This window comes from Chryseobacterium sp. HMWF035 (assembly GCF_003094695.1).
Taxonomy (GTDB): Bacteria; Bacteroidota; Bacteroidia; order Flavobacteriales; family Weeksellaceae; genus Chryseobacterium; species Chryseobacterium gambrini.
Window position 1 is genome coordinate 1 of sequence record NZ_QEHP01000132.1, and the last position, 14,963, is coordinate 14,963.

Sequence of the window (14,963 nt, forward strand, 5' to 3'; positions counted from 1 at the left end):
TATAACAACTATCAAAACAATAATTTATAATAGATTTTATCCTTAACCCGGTTTTTTTACTTTTCGTGAGCCGACCCCATATTGAGAAAGAACATTGGCAACCTGTTTTTATTACATATAATAGCGTATTCCAAATAACCATAAGAGAATATTTTCTTTTTCGCTCTTTCAGATTCATCGTTTTCTTTATATATTGCCATTGGCTTTCTGTTTAGATCGGTTGGGTACATTTTATTTTTTTCCAAATATCCAGCCTCGGAAAGCCTTTAACAAAATTTTTCATTAAAATTTAAACAGGCTCTAAACAACTTCAATGAATGTTTTTTTATCTAAGTAAAAAAAAGCTATAGTTTTAACATCTACTTCTATTTTCTATATATTCTGATGGTGTAAGCCCAGTCTGCTCTTTGAATATTCTATTAAAAGTAGCTTGTTGAGAAAATCCCGCATTGGTATAGATATGCTCTAATGTAAATTTTTGGTGAATTTTATTTTCGATTTCTTTCTTCACCTGATTTATTCTATATTCATTTACAAATTGATTGAATTTTTTACCTCCGCATATGTTTAAGGCTTTGGAGACATAAGTGGTATTGGTGTATAATATATCTGCCAGTTTTTTCAGGTTAAAATCCGAGTGTTGGTAAGGCTTTTGGGTCTCAAAAAGATCTATTATCTTTTGATACAGGACATCCAGTTTATCGTCTTGCTGATCAGGCAATGGCGGCGTTATAGTTTTGAGAATCTTATCAATTGGGGGATTATCTTCTTGTATCTGGATATGGAAAACTTCACTGGCAAAGGTTGCCTCTATTTTTTTCAGTTCGTTATAATAATATAAGATATAAAATGACAAATAGGACACTATAAAAACCTCAATCCACTCAATGTAGTTTAAAACTTCAGAATTCAAAATTGATGATGATTTTGGCTGAGATAAATTGAAAAATTCAGCCAAATTTTTAGTAAAAGCGCTTAATAAAATAATAAAAATGGTCACTATAGCGGTAGTTTTTATATCACTAATCAATAGTACCAACAGTATTATTGGAACATAAAAATAAAATATAGTTGTACATACATGACACAGCAACAGGCACAAATAAAAAACCAAACAGCTACAAGTAGTAGCAATAATAGTGTATGTTGTTTGAAAACTAAATGTAGTTTTTGAAAATAAATAACCTAAATAGCCTGTAGCTACAAAAGAAAAAATATATACTAAAATAGGGACTTGTGGTAATTCTGGGTGTGTTTTTCGTAACCAAATAGCAAAAAATATGTACAATAAAAATATCCCCAAAAGAGATAATATAAAATTTCTCCCGAATTCTTTCCTTTTATTAGCCAGTTTTTCTTTAAAATCTTCCATAAACGTACACTTTCGGGTAAATTAAAGCCTATTACATAAAAAAGCGTGAGCCATACTACTTATTTATCTACAGGAGGTTCTGGTAAACCGTTAGGGAATAAACAAGAAAGACTCACGCCAATATCGTGAACGTTCAAACCGTTTATTGCTCCCTATGTATGAATGTACCAGATTCCTGAAAGCAAAATTATTATGTCGACACTTTTTTATAAAAAATAGAGCTCTATTTTATACAAAATAACAGCACTAAAAATATATAGATATTTTTTGTGCGATTTTTTGTCGAAAGCAAGAGCTTTGCCACGCCAAAGATAACACAATTTATAAAAAACAATTTAGTACATGACAAAAGTTTCAAAGTCTTTAAAATCAACAAGATAAAATATTTACATTTGTTTAAATGAATGATATTTAGTAAATTAGAAGATGTTTCTCAGGCATTCAACTAAGTATACCAATACCAGTCAAGATTATAAAGTTATAGAATTAGATTCAGTTTTAGAGCATAATTTTGAAACAAAAATCAATAAAGCCCGCTTGAAATTTATTCACTTTTGATTTTAGCTTTATGTAAAGTAAAAACAGTTAATTACCTGTCTTTGGCTAATGCTTTTGACAGTAATGCCACAGCGGGAAGTTCCTTCCGGAGAATACAAAGGTTTATGGCAGATTTTGATTTGCCCATGAAGTTGATTTTCAGTTTTATATTTAGTATTTTGCCTGAAAAGGGAAATCTGGTTTTGGTGCTGGATCGTACTAACTGGAAGTTTGGAAGTTCAAATATCAATATCCTGATGCTTGGAATCTACTATAAAAATATTGCTATTCCTATCATGTTCAGGATATTAGATAAAAGAGGTAATTCTGACACCACAGAAAGAATAGAATTAATAAGACAGTTCATCACCTGGTTTGGCAGGGATTGTATTAATTGCTTACTGGCGGACAGGGAATTTGTAGGGCATCACTGGCTGGAGTTTTTAAACAAAAACAACATAAGGTATTATATTCGGCTAAGGAAAAACTTCAAGGTATTTTGCTTTGATAGAAATCAGGAAAAACCTGTGTTTTGACTGTTTAACAAATTAAAGAAAGGCGAGTTTTATCATCATCCGAAAATAGTAAAAATCAACGATGCTCTATGCTATGTGTCTGGTGTGAAGGGTTTTGATAAAGAGGGTAAACTCAATATTTTAATTCTGGTTTCCTTTAATAAACCTGAATAATCTTTGGAGTATTATAAAAAAAGATGGCAGATAGAATTGCGAAGCGCATCACGAATACCATAGAAAAATATAAACTAATGAGTAAACCCTTTTTAAAGCTTTTAAAAGCAGCGGATTTAATATTGAAAGCACACATGTGACGGACCAGAAGAGATTAGAGAAATTATTTATGATCGTAATGATAGCCTTAGTTTGGTGTTACAAGATTGGTGATTTTGTAGATCAGAATATTAAAGCCATAAAAATAAAAAAACACCAAAGAAAAGCCTAGGTCACTGAAAAAGTGGCTCATTTTTAGAAATTGAGTATTTTTGGTTAGTGATTTAAAATTTAATATTTTTTAAAACACTAATTTTCAAACAAATAAAAAAGAGGCCGTCTCACAACTCGTGAAAACGGCCTTTTTTATGAAATTTTCCTGTATCCCTATACGAGAAGGGTTTTCGTTTAAACGATTCTCAACCCACATCATTTAGTTGTGATACATCTTCTTTTTTTCTTTTAAAAGACTTTTTCAGTGACCTCGAAAAGCCTTAAGTGTTTTTAAATATGGGTTAAATCATCTCAATAATATACTTATGAATAGTTTAAAAAAATGAATATCAATGTATTACAATTTTTGTCATGTACTTAGAAAAAACAATAAAATATTTTATAAATTTTTTGTTTATACCGTTTTATAAAATATTTATTATCAGTATTTTAATAACAAAAACCAAACAATTTATAAATTGTGTGAGCGTATGTTTTTTGCATCGGAGAAAACATACAAAATTTGTAACCCGAAATATAAAGTCTCTTTTGCAACTCCGATATTTCATGTTTTAGTTAAACACACAATAAAAGCACATGGCTAACATTACCAACAACCGGCTGAACGCCGGCCTTACTCCTGCACAGATTAACGCAGTTAAAACTTCTATCCAAAACATGTATACGCAACTGCCCATGCTATTGGGGCTAACTACATACGAAAGAATAGCCCACCCCAAAATAAATGTCGCAAACAAAGCCTTTACCGAAGACGCCATTAATGCCATTGCAAACAATAGCGATATGCTGCCAGGCTATCTGGATGCGGCACCTATGAAGACGGATTTGCAACTCTTTACCCAGCTAGATGAGCTTACTGCACTGGTTATCGCCTATTTTCTGCCGCGGCAGAGGCTGGGATATCTGGTGCAGGTGTCGTGTACGACAGCCTAAAGGCGCGCTTTGCAACTAATACATCATCTTCCGGAGGCACTCCAAACGAAACACCTTAGCGAAAACGTACCCTATGCGGTGGATACCCACCCTATAGGGTATCCCTCCCCAACCCAAAGGTTCGGCTACGAACCTCAAAGGCAGGAGGGAAAAGGTGGGGGTACCAACCCTAAAACTTCGGCAGAGAAGCCTAAACCTTCGGCATCGCAGCAAAAAAGTGCAACGCCCCAGCTACAAGGTGCTCCACCCCGCCTAAAAGGCAAGACGGCGCAGGTGTAGGGTAGTAATGAAGATGCTTGTTGATATAGATTTATTTCTACATAATTGGTTTAGATGCTTTGGTTACACCGAACCTAAAGGTCTCAGCGCAACAAACTGGTTGTACATAAGCAACACTTAGCACCCAATTGGGGAATCAACCAACAATAGAACCAATGAAAAAAAAGACACAGCAAAAAAAATTAAAATGACACAAAACACACACGTGAAAATCTTAAACACATACATGAACAAAAGATGAAATTAAAAATTAATTTATTAATAATGATGGTGCTTTTAGCCACGTCATTTATAGGCAATTATGCTTTGGCGCAAACTGTTTCTGGCACACCTAGCAACACGGGCTGTCAAAACAGTGGTATTGTAACAGCAAGCAGCACAGGACTTGGAGCAACACCACAGTACCAGTTGCTAAAATCTGGTGTAGTCGTTGCACCGGTTTCAGGTGATGCTACACAATTTACCAACACAACCACCTTTATTGGTTTAGTAAGTGGCACTTATGTGCTAAAAGGCAGAGCCTTGTCTGGTGGCACTATATACAGTAGTGCAAGTATAACGGTTACCGATGGGTATACGGCTATGAGTGTTACCACACCTACAAAAGTAGCAACTTGTACAGGCGCATCAGTTGCACTAACAACCACTGTTACTGGTGGCAAAAGCCCTTTTGTTTACAAAATTGCTACGCAAGCAGCACCAAGCACTTATTTAGAAACCGGTGTCAGTACTGCATCTGCAAGCTACACTTTTGCAGCTTTGCCAGTAGGTAGTTATTTGGTAAGTGTTACCGATGCTTGTGGACAAACCGTTACAGGTGCAACAAGCATTAGTAACCCTACGGTTAGTTTGGCAGATATTAAGTTAGGAAGTGTTGCCTATGTTAGCCGTAGTGTCGTTGGAAATTGTTCTTCGCCATTGCGAATGGTTAATGAACTTGGGTTTAGATATGTTACCACTGGTTCTGCTTTATCGACAGCCGATGCAGCTTTGTTTACTTGGAAAATAAAATTTCAAGGCGTATTATACGGACAAGACACCAATGCCGATGGTTATTCAGATACAACTGGTGCAGGGTATTTAGCATCTACAAATAATGTTTCAATGCCATTGGTAGCTACTAGAGCAGCAATATTAGCAGACGAACCCAATACAAAAATTGTATTGATTGATGCCTGTGGCAATACTAAAGAATTTTCAATAGTAAATTATAATAAAGTACATTCAGGCATTGGCGGACAAAATAGCTGTGGCAATGCACAAGTAAAAGTAGGTATTGGTGCAGGAATGAGTTGCTTACCCATTAATTTTGTGTTTACCAATACCACCAACCCAGCCGATGTAGTTACGGTGACCCAAACTACAAATGGACAAACTTTTAGTGGTTTTACGCCAGGTGCTACCTATCATTATACTTATGTTGATGCTTCGGGCTATACTTCGAGTTTATACAGTAATACAGCCCAAAATGTAGGTATACCAGCTACACCACAATTTGTTGTTACACAATTTGCGTTTGGTACACAGCAATCTTTAAATAATTTGAACTATGGTGTTTTAGGAATAAATGTTGCCCCATCATTAGCGGGAGATGCGGTTACCGCTACCGTTATAGCCTCTAGCAATCCTTTGGTAAGTGTTGGAGCTAGTGTAAGTGGCACTTTGCAGGGAAATGGTAATTGGAATGTTACCAATATTAATGCTACGGATCCAGTGGGCTATTGGCCAAAAGGTAATTATACATTAAGTGTTAGTTCGGGTTGTGGTACAAAATTAATCAATGTAGTGGTACAAGGTTATAATGCTAGTTTATCAGGCAACACACTTACTCCAGTTTGTGGTGGTTTTAATTATGTAATGAACGGTACGTTTGATGTGCAAAGTGCTTACCAAGTCATCATCGTTTCCGGTCCCACAAGTGTAGGGCAAGTTCGTGATTTGGCAAGTACAACAGCATCGTTGCCTTTTAATGGTTTGTCTTATGGCACGTATGTTTTTGGTTTACGTATAAAAGGTGGTTCTACTAATGTACTTACCCAAACCGTAACCTATTCCGCAGCCAATGCAATAACAGTAGATACCACCAATACAGGTGGCTATGTTTGTAGCGCAGGTGCAACTAATGGCACTTTAACCATTGTGGCAACTACCAATTCTCCCTCACCGGGTAATACGCTAGAGTATGCATTAAGCCTAGATGGTGGTGCAACTTTTGGTGCTTACCAAAGTGGCAATAGTTTTAGTGGTTTGGCTAGTGGTACGTATTACTTTAAAGTAAAAGACGGGTGTGGTAATGTTATTACGCAATCTGCTCAGATAGGTGTGGCAGCCGCTCCGGTAGTTTCTGTAAATGGTGTTCCGGGTGATCAGTCATTATGCAATACTCATACAGGAGAAACTGTAATGCTTACATTAGATGTCAACATTCCTAGTGCTACCTACGCCTGGACAGGTAATGGCATTACCGCAGCCAATAGTAATCTCAAAAATCCTGTTATTTCTGTTGCAGATATGTCTGTGGGTGTAAACAATTACAGCTGTACAATAACGCTTGGCGCGCCTTGCAACGCCACCAGTGTGGGTAACGTAGCGATAACTATTTTGGCAAACCCAACGGTAGTAATAACCAATCCAGCAGCGGTATGTTTTCCTAACACAGTAAGTATTACGCCAGTGGCAGTTACCACAGGTAGCGATGCCGGTTTAACCTATACCTATTTTACAGATGCTGTAGCTACAACTACTTTGGCTTCGCCAAGTGCCATAGCTGTTAGCGGGACATACTACATAAAAGGAACTAACAGCAATGGCTGTTATACCATAAAGCCAGTAACAGTCACCATCAATCCGTTACCAATTGCAACTATCACTTACTCAAATAGTCCGTATTGTAAACGTGGTACAGCAACAGTTACGCAATCTGGGGTTACAGGAGGTACGTATTCATCAGACGCTGGTGTAAGCATCAATGCATCTACAGGCGCTATCAATTTAGCAGCAAGTACAACAGGTAACCATACAGTAACCTATAGTTTTACTAATGGTACTTGCGCCAATACCACAACGGCAATTATCACTATCAATGCTTCTACATTGCCAACTGCACTTGCAGATATAACAGCACAATGTAATACAACACTTACAGCGCCTACATTAAGCGATCCTTGTGCAGGTGTGATAACCGCAACTACTACCACCACTTTCCCAATAACAACACAAGGAACAACGGTGGTTACTTGGACATTTAATTATGGTAATGGATACACACAAACGGTTACCCAAAACGTGATTAACACTACCTGCGCCTGCACAAAACCTGCTGCAACAGGATCACCAACGCAATATACCAAAATGGGTATTACTGTGCAGCAAAAACAATCTGCATGGCCAGAAAATATCCCAAATGGTTTTATGGCTCTAGAATCTAAAGAAAAAGGATTTGTAATTACAAGGGTTCAAAATGAAGCACAAATTACTGACCCAAAAGAGGGAATGATTATCTACGACATGGATGCAAATTGTGTAAAACTCTACAACGGTACTGTTTGGAATTGCATCAAAAAAACCTGTAACGACTAAGAGCATATCTTAAAAATCAAAAAAGGGAGTAAAGGACCCTTGCCAAGATTATAAATCTTGGCAAGGGTATTAAGCCTGCTAATTTTTATTACAAAACACATATTATCAATTTTAGACAAATACATTAAAATGAAAAAAAATATAGTTATAATAGCCTTTTCTATGCTTTCAACTGCTGCAAATGCCCAAGTTTCAATTGGTGGCAAGCAAAGCGTAGAAGGTACAAGTACACTTTTGGATTTTAATAATACCGCTACCAATACCAATGGGATTATCCTTCCAGCGGTTACAAATGTATCCAATGCACTCGCAACCAACACTACATACAATAACGGAACTTTTCTTTTTGATATAAGCACCGGGAAAATAAAAATGTACGAAAATAGCACATGGGTTGATCTAAGCCCGGCTGGAAACTCAGCGTCAATTATAGCGAATACTTCAACCGAATCAACAGCAAACCAAGGGGTTATTATAGGCTCGGCTACAAGTAATGCCAAAGGTGTATTAGTTTTAGAATCTTCTAATAAGGCTATGATCCTTCCAAGGATAGCTACTCCACATCTAACTGTAAAAAGCCCATATCCTGGAATGTTGTGTTATGATACCACAAGTAAAACCATCGCTTTATTTGATGGTAATGTTTGGAATTATTGGAAATAAAATAATTGACTTATTCTTTTATGAATATCCGTTTATTTGCCTAATTCTTTAATGTTAGCAATAATGAGCCTATCAAACAATTTTTCTCCAAAATATCTTCGATTCAGTTTATAAACAAACTCATTTAAGTACAATTGAAGGTATTTTCTTTTTATTTTATGATAATTTCCAAGAAGATTTCTTTTGGCATTGCTTATTGCAATATGGACCCATTTTAAAGTTTCTTTCGTAGTTTCTTTTGAGCTTTTTTCCATCACGTGAAGTTCTACAAAATCTGCAATATCAACATACGATGTACTTTTATCCGTAAACACGATACTTTGATTATCTATTGATTCTTGAATAATTTCGTTAATTTCTTCTGAATCATGCCCTTGCAAAACCTTGGCTTTAAAGAAACGAACGTGCTTTTCCTTTTTGCCTGTTTCAACATTTTCCAAAAAGGTACTTTCTGCCATCATTGCAACGTTCTGCTTTCCTACAGCTCCTTTTCCACGAATCCCTTTTTCCTGTTCTATTTCGCTGGATTCTACGGTGTAATAGGCTTCATCAAATTCAATCATTCCTTCCAATGTGTACATAGAGTCACGGTTTCCCATAGCGGTTCTTAATTTGTGAACCATAGACCAAACGGGTTCATATCTTTTTAATCCCAATTGTTTTTGAATCTCTTTTGCCGAAAAACCTTTCTTAGTAGCACTCATTAAAAACATGGCTTTGTACCAAACTAAAAAGGACAATTTTGAAAACTCCATAATCGTTCCTTTTCGCAGAGAGGTTCGGTATTTACAGTTTTTACATTCATAACTCCACTTATCTTTCTTCCAGTAATGATCTTTACCGTTACATTTCGTACAAATAACGCCTTGCAAATCTCTCTGTTCTTTAAAATGAATTCTGCAATCTTCTTCTGTGCCAAAATGAGCTGTAAAACTAAATAAATTCATCGTTATTTATTTGACTAACACAAAGATAGTGAATTTTAGGTTATTTTACGGATATTCATTATTATTTTAATAAATGTGAAAAGACCTCTATCTTTAGGATGTGGATATACTAATTTAGCTTCCAGTTGGAGTTGTTAGGCATAAAACCTTAATTTTAACGTATGAAACAAGGGCGAAAAATCTATGATTCGGCTTTTAAAAAGCAATCAGTTCAATTGAGCTATGAGCGATCTAATATTTTAGAACTGGCAAGAGAGCTGGATATTGCAGTTGCAATGTTTTACAAATGGAGAAAAGATTATCAGGAGTTTGGAGCATCATCGCAATCATACCGATGAAGATAAGAGCAATTTATCCTCAAATAGTAGCCCTCGAATGGGGACTTTAAGTCCACAAACCTTAAGTCCTTAGTGGTTTAGTTTATTTACAATTTAAAAAGCCACAAGATAGCGGAGGATAATTGTATAGAACAACTTTAATTCATTGATTTTTTTCAGAGAATACCATAAATTTGTTATAGTGATAATTTTATGAGGTAAAACAATTCGATATGGCAAAAAACAAAAAAATAGAAGTACAACAAGGTATTGATATTGTTTTGTATCAGGACAAGGAAGAGGATTAAATTTCGCTGACGGATACTGCAAGATATAAGGATACAGAGCATACCGACAGTATTATTCAAAACTGGATGAGAAACAGAAATACGGTGGAGTTACTTGGCTTTTGGGAAACAATATATAACCAGAATTTTAAGAAGCCGTCTCATTTCCATGATAAATTTTGTAATTCCATTAATAGTTCTTTAAATCGTTTAAAAATCAATAACAGCATCCAGCGCATCATCCACATCCTTACTTATAAAGTTAGCTTGGTAATTTACGGTAGTTGTAATAGAGGAGTGTCGATATAATTTCTGAAGCATCTGAACAGAGATTTTATCACCTGAAATATTTCCAAACGTGTGCCTTTAGATGTGCATTGTAACATTTTTGTTAATTTTTGCTAGTTTGGCAATTCGTTTTAAATATTTATTCAACTTTTTATTGGCATTTCTGATGACAGCCAACACCGCTTTAGAATCTTTCTCATCAACGCCTTTCAATTCGGGAAAAATATAACCTCCATTCAATACTTTATAAGGTTCATAATACGAAAAAATCGTTAAAGCCTTCTCGGGAATCTTTAGAGAAACCACTTTTTGGTTCTTATTCATTTGATATCGCAATCTTCCTTCCTGAACATCTTTCCATTTCATTTCCAAAACATCGGCAACTCTTATTCCAGCAAGATAAAAACTCAGCAGCCATACATTTCGTGTATACCATTCCTTAGAGCTGGGATCTAATTCCAATTGTTCAATTGCCAATACCTCGTCTTGAGTTAAGCCAATTTTAATGGACTCAGGAAACTTTATTTGAATCTTATCTTTACCAAAAGGATAGTTCTTATTATCAATGATTCCTTCTTTGATCGCTGAGTTATAAATCGTTCTGATAACAATCAAATGATTCACAATAGTCCGGTCACAAATTTCTCGTTCTGCTTTCAGATACGATTGAAAGCCCTTAAGCAGAGGAACGTCGATCTGCTCAATCGGAAACTTTTTACACTTTAAAAATTCTTTAAAATGTGCCACTCTGGGTTTCTCAGCAGATAACTGATTATATTTTTCCAATCTTTCCAGATTTTTTAGATAATCTTCAGCAATAGTGAAGAAGTCATTTCCTTTATTGATGATCCTTTTTCGGATTGCTTTTACCGAAACATTCTTATCCGAAGCATCCATCTCGATCAGTTTTCCTCCAGTTTCTGTAATTCTTTTCGTAATAAGATTATTAAGACGCACTGCGTTAGGGTGAGACTTTCGCACTTTTTTGTTTTTCTCATCCCAATGTTCTTTCTCAATATGGGGTCGGCTCACGAAAAGTAAAAAAACCGGGTTAAGGATAAAATCTATTATAAATTATTGTTTTGATAGTTGTTATAAATTATTCGTTCTTAATGGTTTCAACTCTCCCGGTTTAAATGTTACTTTATTATTCCATACATAATCCCCTGTTAGATGGATGTGTTCCCAACCTAAAGGAGAAAGATACTGAAGAAATTCTTCATTAATTTCTTCACCCTGTTCTTTCAGGTGCTGCACTGCTTTCTCAATATAAACTGTATTCCACAAAATAATGGAGGCTGTAGCGAGATTGAGACCTCCGGCTCTGTATCGATGACTTTCAAAGCTCCGTTCTCTTACCTCTCCAAGACGGTTAAAATATATTGCTCTTGCCAAGGCGTTCCGGGCTTCTCCTTTATTTAATCCTACAGTAACCCTTCTTCGCAGGGTTGGATCCATATACCATTCAAGCATAAACAATGTTCTTTCTATTTTCCCAAGTTCTCTTAGAGCCGTTGCAAGTCCATTTTGTCTGGGATAGCTTCCTATTTTCCGGATAATAAGAGATGCTGTCACTGTTCCATTCTTTATAGAGGTAGCCAGTCGTAGAATATCATCCCAGTTTTGAGTAATTATTTTAGTATTAATAGTTCCTCCGATATGTTCCGATAGGACAGAATAATCATGGTTTCCAGGAGGAATATATAATTTTTTTTCATTCAGATCTCTGATTCTGGGAGCAAATTTAAATCCCAGAAGATGCATTAATGCAAATACATGATCCGTGAACCCTGCAGTATCCGTATAATGCTCTTCAATCTGAAGATCCGATTCATGGTAAAGAAGCCCGTCCAGAGTATAGGGAGCATCTCTTGTACCTACAGTGATGACGTTAGTAGGACAAATGAAGAAATAGGGTGTATTATAAATCTGCTTGATGCCGCCAAAAATTTTCTGCGGATTTAGATTTTCATCGCACTCTACCATTTTAGAATATGTTGCTACAATAGCATTTTTAGCGGACACACCAAACTTGACAGAGAGAAACTTAAATCTTAATAAAATTTTTCAGTTTTTGCTTTATAATTCTCTATAATCATTTTGATAAAAGAATTTTTATCGCTTTTCATTATCGCTATTTCAGGACTATCTCTCATTATTTTATTGAGTTCCCTTACATTTTCATCACTCCAAATAGACAATTCAACAATAATAGGAGTTAAAGCCAAACCCTTTTCAGTCAACAGATACAGATTAGTTTTTTTATTATCAGGAAGCTGTTTTTTTATAATAATTCCTAATTCTTCCAAACATTTAAGTTTAGAAGAAAGAATATTGGTAGCAATGGCTTCATCACTTTCAATAAAATCTTTAAAAGTCATACTATCTTCTATCAACATTTGCTTGATGATAACCAAAATCCATTTATCACCTAAAATATCAATGGCAGAAGTTATAGGGCATTTGCATCTAAATTTATAATTCATTTTAACAAACTGTTAATTTTACTTGCATTTTGCAAATTATCTTTTTTTTTCACTTGCGTATTAAAAGTAATTTACTAATTTTGCTTGCGATACAAAAGTAATAATTTAAATTTAAAAAAAATGGACAATCAAGAAAAAAGCACCGAAAGTGCACAGGTTACAAAACCAGCCTACATTATGGTTCAAATGAAAGTGAATAGCCTTGAAGAGCTTAATCAACGCTATGCACAATTTGCAATTCCTATTTTAATGAAACACGGAGGGCAAATGATAGCAGGAACACCAGCTCCAAATGTAAAAGAAGGAGAATGGGACGGAAATTGGGCAGCAGTACTTCAATTTCCAAGTATGGAGGCAGCCGAAGGATGGTACAACTCGGAGGAGTATCAACCCTATAAAAACCTTCGTATTAACGAACTGCAATCAGAAGCAGGTAGAGTGGTAATTATACCAGGAATGTAGGCATAAACCAAATTTGACAATCCAAACTCGGTAAAAAGGGTTTGGGTTGTTATTTTAGATCTATTAATTTTCAAAAAATGAATAAAGTATTAGTAACAGGAATATCTGGGTTTGTTGGACAACATTGTGCTGTCGAATTATTAAAAAAAGGTTATGCTGTTAGAGGTTCGGTTAGGAGTTTATCTAAAACAGATGAAGTGATTAACGGTATAAAAAAAGAAATTGACCCAAAAGGAAATTTAGAATTTTGCGAACTTGACCTTATGAAAGATGAAGGTTGGGACGAAGCAATGGAAGGTTGTGATTTTGTGCTTCATATTGCTTCGCCATTTGTAGTAAAAGTACCAAAAGACGAAAACGAACTAATAAGACCGGCTGTTGAAGGAACATTAAGAGCCTTGAAATCTGCAAAAAAAGCAGGAGTAAAAAGACTGGTGCTTACTTCTTCAACTGTGGCTATGAGTGGAGGGAAAGAAGGCTTGATAAAATTAAATCAAGAAAGTTGGACAGATCTAAATGCAAGAAATGTAACTGCTTACTTTAAAAGCAAAACACTTGCAGAAAAAAGTGCTTGGGATTTTATAAAAAATCAAACGGGTGATAATAAATTAGAATTAGTTGTTGTAAATCCCGGACCAATTTATGGACCAACATTGACAGGCAATTTGGCTACGGAAGCGATGGACTTTTTCAAAAAATTAATTACAGGACAAGTCCCAATGTTACCAAAAGCGTATTCGGTAATGTCTGATGTAAGAGATGTAGCAACAATTCACGTTTCAGCATTGGAAAATGAAAAAGCAAATGGAAAGCGTTTTATTGTAACATCTGAAAAGCCTTTTGCCATTCAAGAAATTGCAAAAATTTTAAAAGCAAATAGTTATGATAAAGTTAGCACCAGACTTGCACCTACATTTTTATTGAAATTTATGGCTAATTTTAATGACGAAATGAAAGGAATGTTACCATTTGTAGGAAATACAATAGAAGCTGACATAAGCAACACGAAGAACACATTTAACTGGACACCCATCAACTTTGAGAAAACGGTTATTGATACAGCAAAATCGGTGGAAAAAGCAATCAAGAAATAAAAAGAAAAGACCAAAACAAAATGCCAGCCGCTAATAGGGTTTGCCAAAATGTGGGCAGAAGTGCTAAATTTGAACATTCATATTTCAAAATCCCCCATTTCGGCAAGCCCCAAAAACGTTTTCAGTATATCTGTGAACTGGCTTTTCCAAGACTTCCGGATAAAGTGCTTCATCAGGATCAAGATAAGCACAGATTTCACCAACTGCATATTCCACGCATTTTCTTTTCGTAGCTCCGCGACCTTCATTTATCTGATTTTCATATAGCTTAAATCGTGCATCATTAGATATAATTTTCTTTATTGTTTCTACTGAATCATCTGTTGATCCATCATCTATAATAATAGCTTCCCAATTATAATATGTCTGATTAATTAAAGAATTATAGCAATCTACAAAATATTCTCCATTATTATAATTTGCAATAAGGATAGAAACTTTTATCATTGTTAAATTAAATTAAGGATAAATCTATTAAAAAACAAAACTTTAATAAATTTTATCCTTAACCCGGTTTTTTTACTTTTCGTGAGCTGACGCCAATATAATAACCAAGAGCAACAAAGGAAGATTTTCGTTCTTTGGTAATTCTGATGTAGATGGGATATTGCCCCTGTTTATTGGGTTTCTTTCTTAAAATAGCAGTAATAGATGACATGTAAAATAAAAAATTAGAAGTAACCCACCTGCAAAAAAAGCATTCAAGAACTTTGAAGAAACAAAGAATATATAGGAATTATAAAATTTGAAGAATGCT

The 14,963-nt window shown here is 35.2% G+C and carries 13 protein-coding genes and 1 pseudogene; 7 read left to right on the plus strand and 7 right to left on the minus strand.

Going from position 1 to position 14,963, the window contains the following annotated elements:
• Window positions 1-352: 352 nt before the first annotated feature.
• Window positions 353-1,372: a helix-turn-helix domain-containing protein gene (locus DD829_RS20145; protein WP_116548096.1), complete on the minus strand. Its 1,020-nt coding sequence runs from the start codon at window positions 1,370-1,372 to the stop codon at window positions 353-355.
• Window positions 1,373-1,926: 554 nt separating this feature from the next.
• Here DD829_RS20145 and DD829_RS20150 point away from each other — a divergent pair.
• The 4 genes from DD829_RS20150 to DD829_RS20170 all read left to right on the plus strand — a co-directional run bounded on the left by DD829_RS20150 (window position 1,927) and on the right by DD829_RS20170 (window position 8,325).
• Window positions 1,927-2,445, plus strand: coding sequence for a hypothetical protein (locus DD829_RS20150; protein WP_123906944.1), 519 nt, complete (start codon window positions 1,927-1,929; stop codon window positions 2,443-2,445).
• A 1,002-nt stretch (window positions 2,446-3,447) separates the two neighbouring features.
• Window positions 3,448-3,804, plus strand: coding sequence for a hypothetical protein (locus tag DD829_RS20155; protein ID WP_108410561.1), 357 nt, complete (start codon window positions 3,448-3,450; stop codon window positions 3,802-3,804).
• 516 nt (window positions 3,805-4,320) lie between these two features.
• The gene (locus DD829_RS20165) at window positions 4,321-7,662 is read left to right on the plus strand and encodes a beta strand repeat-containing protein (RefSeq protein ID WP_108410559.1); all 3,342 of its coding nucleotides are present in this window, start codon (window positions 4,321-4,323) and stop codon (window positions 7,660-7,662) included.
• A gap of 57 nt (window positions 7,663-7,719) precedes the next feature.
• Entirely contained in the window at window positions 7,720-8,325 is a 606-nt protein-coding gene (locus DD829_RS20170; protein WP_228408250.1) for a hypothetical protein, read from the plus strand.
• A 32-nt stretch (window positions 8,326-8,357) separates the two neighbouring features.
• On the opposite strand, the gene DD829_RS20175 is transcribed toward DD829_RS20170, so the two are convergent.
• Window positions 8,358-9,272: an IS1595 family transposase gene (locus DD829_RS20175; protein WP_108410557.1), complete on the minus strand. Its 915-nt coding sequence runs from the start codon at window positions 9,270-9,272 to the stop codon at window positions 8,358-8,360.
• A gap of 161 nt (window positions 9,273-9,433) precedes the next feature.
• Between DD829_RS20175 and DD829_RS20180 the strand changes: the two genes are divergently transcribed.
• Complete coding sequence (locus DD829_RS20180; protein WP_108410556.1) at window positions 9,434-9,610, plus strand: transposase; 177 nt, start codon at window positions 9,434-9,436, stop codon at window positions 9,608-9,610.
• 632 nt (window positions 9,611-10,242) lie between these two features.
• Here DD829_RS20180 and DD829_RS20190 read toward each other — a convergent pair.
• The 3 genes and pseudogenes from DD829_RS20190 to DD829_RS20200 form a co-directional block, all read right to left on the minus strand.
• Window positions 10,243-11,196, minus strand: a complete 954-nt coding sequence (locus tag DD829_RS20190; RefSeq protein WP_116548097.1) for a tyrosine-type recombinase/integrase — start codon at window positions 11,194-11,196, stop codon at window positions 10,243-10,245.
• A gap of 60 nt (window positions 11,197-11,256) precedes the next feature.
• Window positions 11,257-12,060: pseudogene (locus tag DD829_RS20195) on the minus strand (Tn3 family transposase); the annotation flags it as partial.
• Window positions 12,061-12,218: 158 nt separating this feature from the next.
• Window positions 12,219-12,650 carry a winged helix-turn-helix transcriptional regulator gene (locus DD829_RS20200; protein ID WP_108409719.1) on the minus strand — a complete coding sequence of 144 codons (432 nt, stop codon included), beginning with the start codon at window positions 12,648-12,650 and terminating at the stop codon, window positions 12,219-12,221.
• Window positions 12,651-12,827: 177 nt separating this feature from the next.
• On the opposite strand from DD829_RS20200, the gene DD829_RS20205 reads away from it, so the two are divergent.
• Together DD829_RS20205 and DD829_RS20210 are read left to right on the plus strand one after the other, a co-directional pair.
• Window positions 12,828-13,112 carry a DUF1330 domain-containing protein gene (locus DD829_RS20205; RefSeq protein WP_228408256.1) on the plus strand — a complete coding sequence of 95 codons (285 nt, stop codon included), beginning with the start codon at window positions 12,828-12,830 and terminating at the stop codon, window positions 13,110-13,112.
• Window positions 13,113-13,189: 77 nt separating this feature from the next.
• The gene (locus tag DD829_RS20210) at window positions 13,190-14,206 is read left to right on the plus strand and encodes an SDR family oxidoreductase (protein ID WP_108409717.1); all 1,017 of its coding nucleotides are present in this window, start codon (window positions 13,190-13,192) and stop codon (window positions 14,204-14,206) included.
• Window positions 14,207-14,290: 84 nt separating this feature from the next.
• Here the strand turns inward: DD829_RS20210 and DD829_RS20215 are convergent, their stop codons facing one another.
• Together DD829_RS20215 and DD829_RS20220 are read right to left on the minus strand one after the other, a co-directional pair.
• Window positions 14,291-14,653 (minus strand): glycosyltransferase family 2 protein, encoded by a 363-nt coding sequence (locus tag DD829_RS20215; protein WP_116548098.1) that lies wholly within the window; start codon window positions 14,651-14,653, stop codon window positions 14,291-14,293.
• Window positions 14,654-14,711: 58 nt separating this feature from the next.
• Entirely contained in the window at window positions 14,712-14,864 is a 153-nt protein-coding gene (locus DD829_RS20220) for an Arm DNA-binding domain-containing protein (protein ID WP_116548099.1), read from the minus strand.
• Window positions 14,865-14,963: the final 99 nt, after the last annotated feature.

Excerpts from the sequence above, each read along its gene's own strand:
- DD829_RS20145 (WP_116548096.1), bottom strand. The coding sequence starts at position 1,372 with ATGGAAGATTTTAAAGAAAAACTGGCTAATAAAAGGAAAGAATTCGGG.
- DD829_RS20155 (WP_108410561.1), top strand. The coding sequence starts at position 3,448 with ATGGCTAACATTACCAACAACCGGCTGAACGCCGGCCTTACTCCTGCA.
- DD829_RS20165 (WP_108410559.1), top strand. The coding sequence starts at position 4,321 with ATGAAATTAAAAATTAATTTATTAATAATGATGGTGCTTTTAGCCACG.
- DD829_RS20175 (WP_108410557.1), bottom strand. The coding sequence starts at position 9,272 with ATGAATTTATTTAGTTTTACAGCTCATTTTGGCACAGAAGAAGATTGC.
- DD829_RS20180 (WP_108410556.1), top strand. The coding sequence starts at position 9,434 with ATGAAACAAGGGCGAAAAATCTATGATTCGGCTTTTAAAAAGCAATCA.
- DD829_RS20200 (WP_108409719.1), bottom strand. The coding sequence starts at position 12,650 with ATGAATTATAAATTTAGATGCAAATGCCCTATAACTTCTGCCATTGAT.
- DD829_RS20205 (WP_228408256.1), top strand. The coding sequence starts at position 12,828 with ATGGTTCAAATGAAAGTGAATAGCCTTGAAGAGCTTAATCAACGCTAT.
- DD829_RS20210 (WP_108409717.1), top strand. The coding sequence starts at position 13,190 with ATGAATAAAGTATTAGTAACAGGAATATCTGGGTTTGTTGGACAACAT.
- DD829_RS20215 (WP_116548098.1), bottom strand. The coding sequence starts at position 14,653 with ATGATAAAAGTTTCTATCCTTATTGCAAATTATAATAATGGAGAATAT.
- DD829_RS20220 (WP_116548099.1), bottom strand. The coding sequence starts at position 14,864 with ATGTCATCTATTACTGCTATTTTAAGAAAGAAACCCAATAAACAGGGG.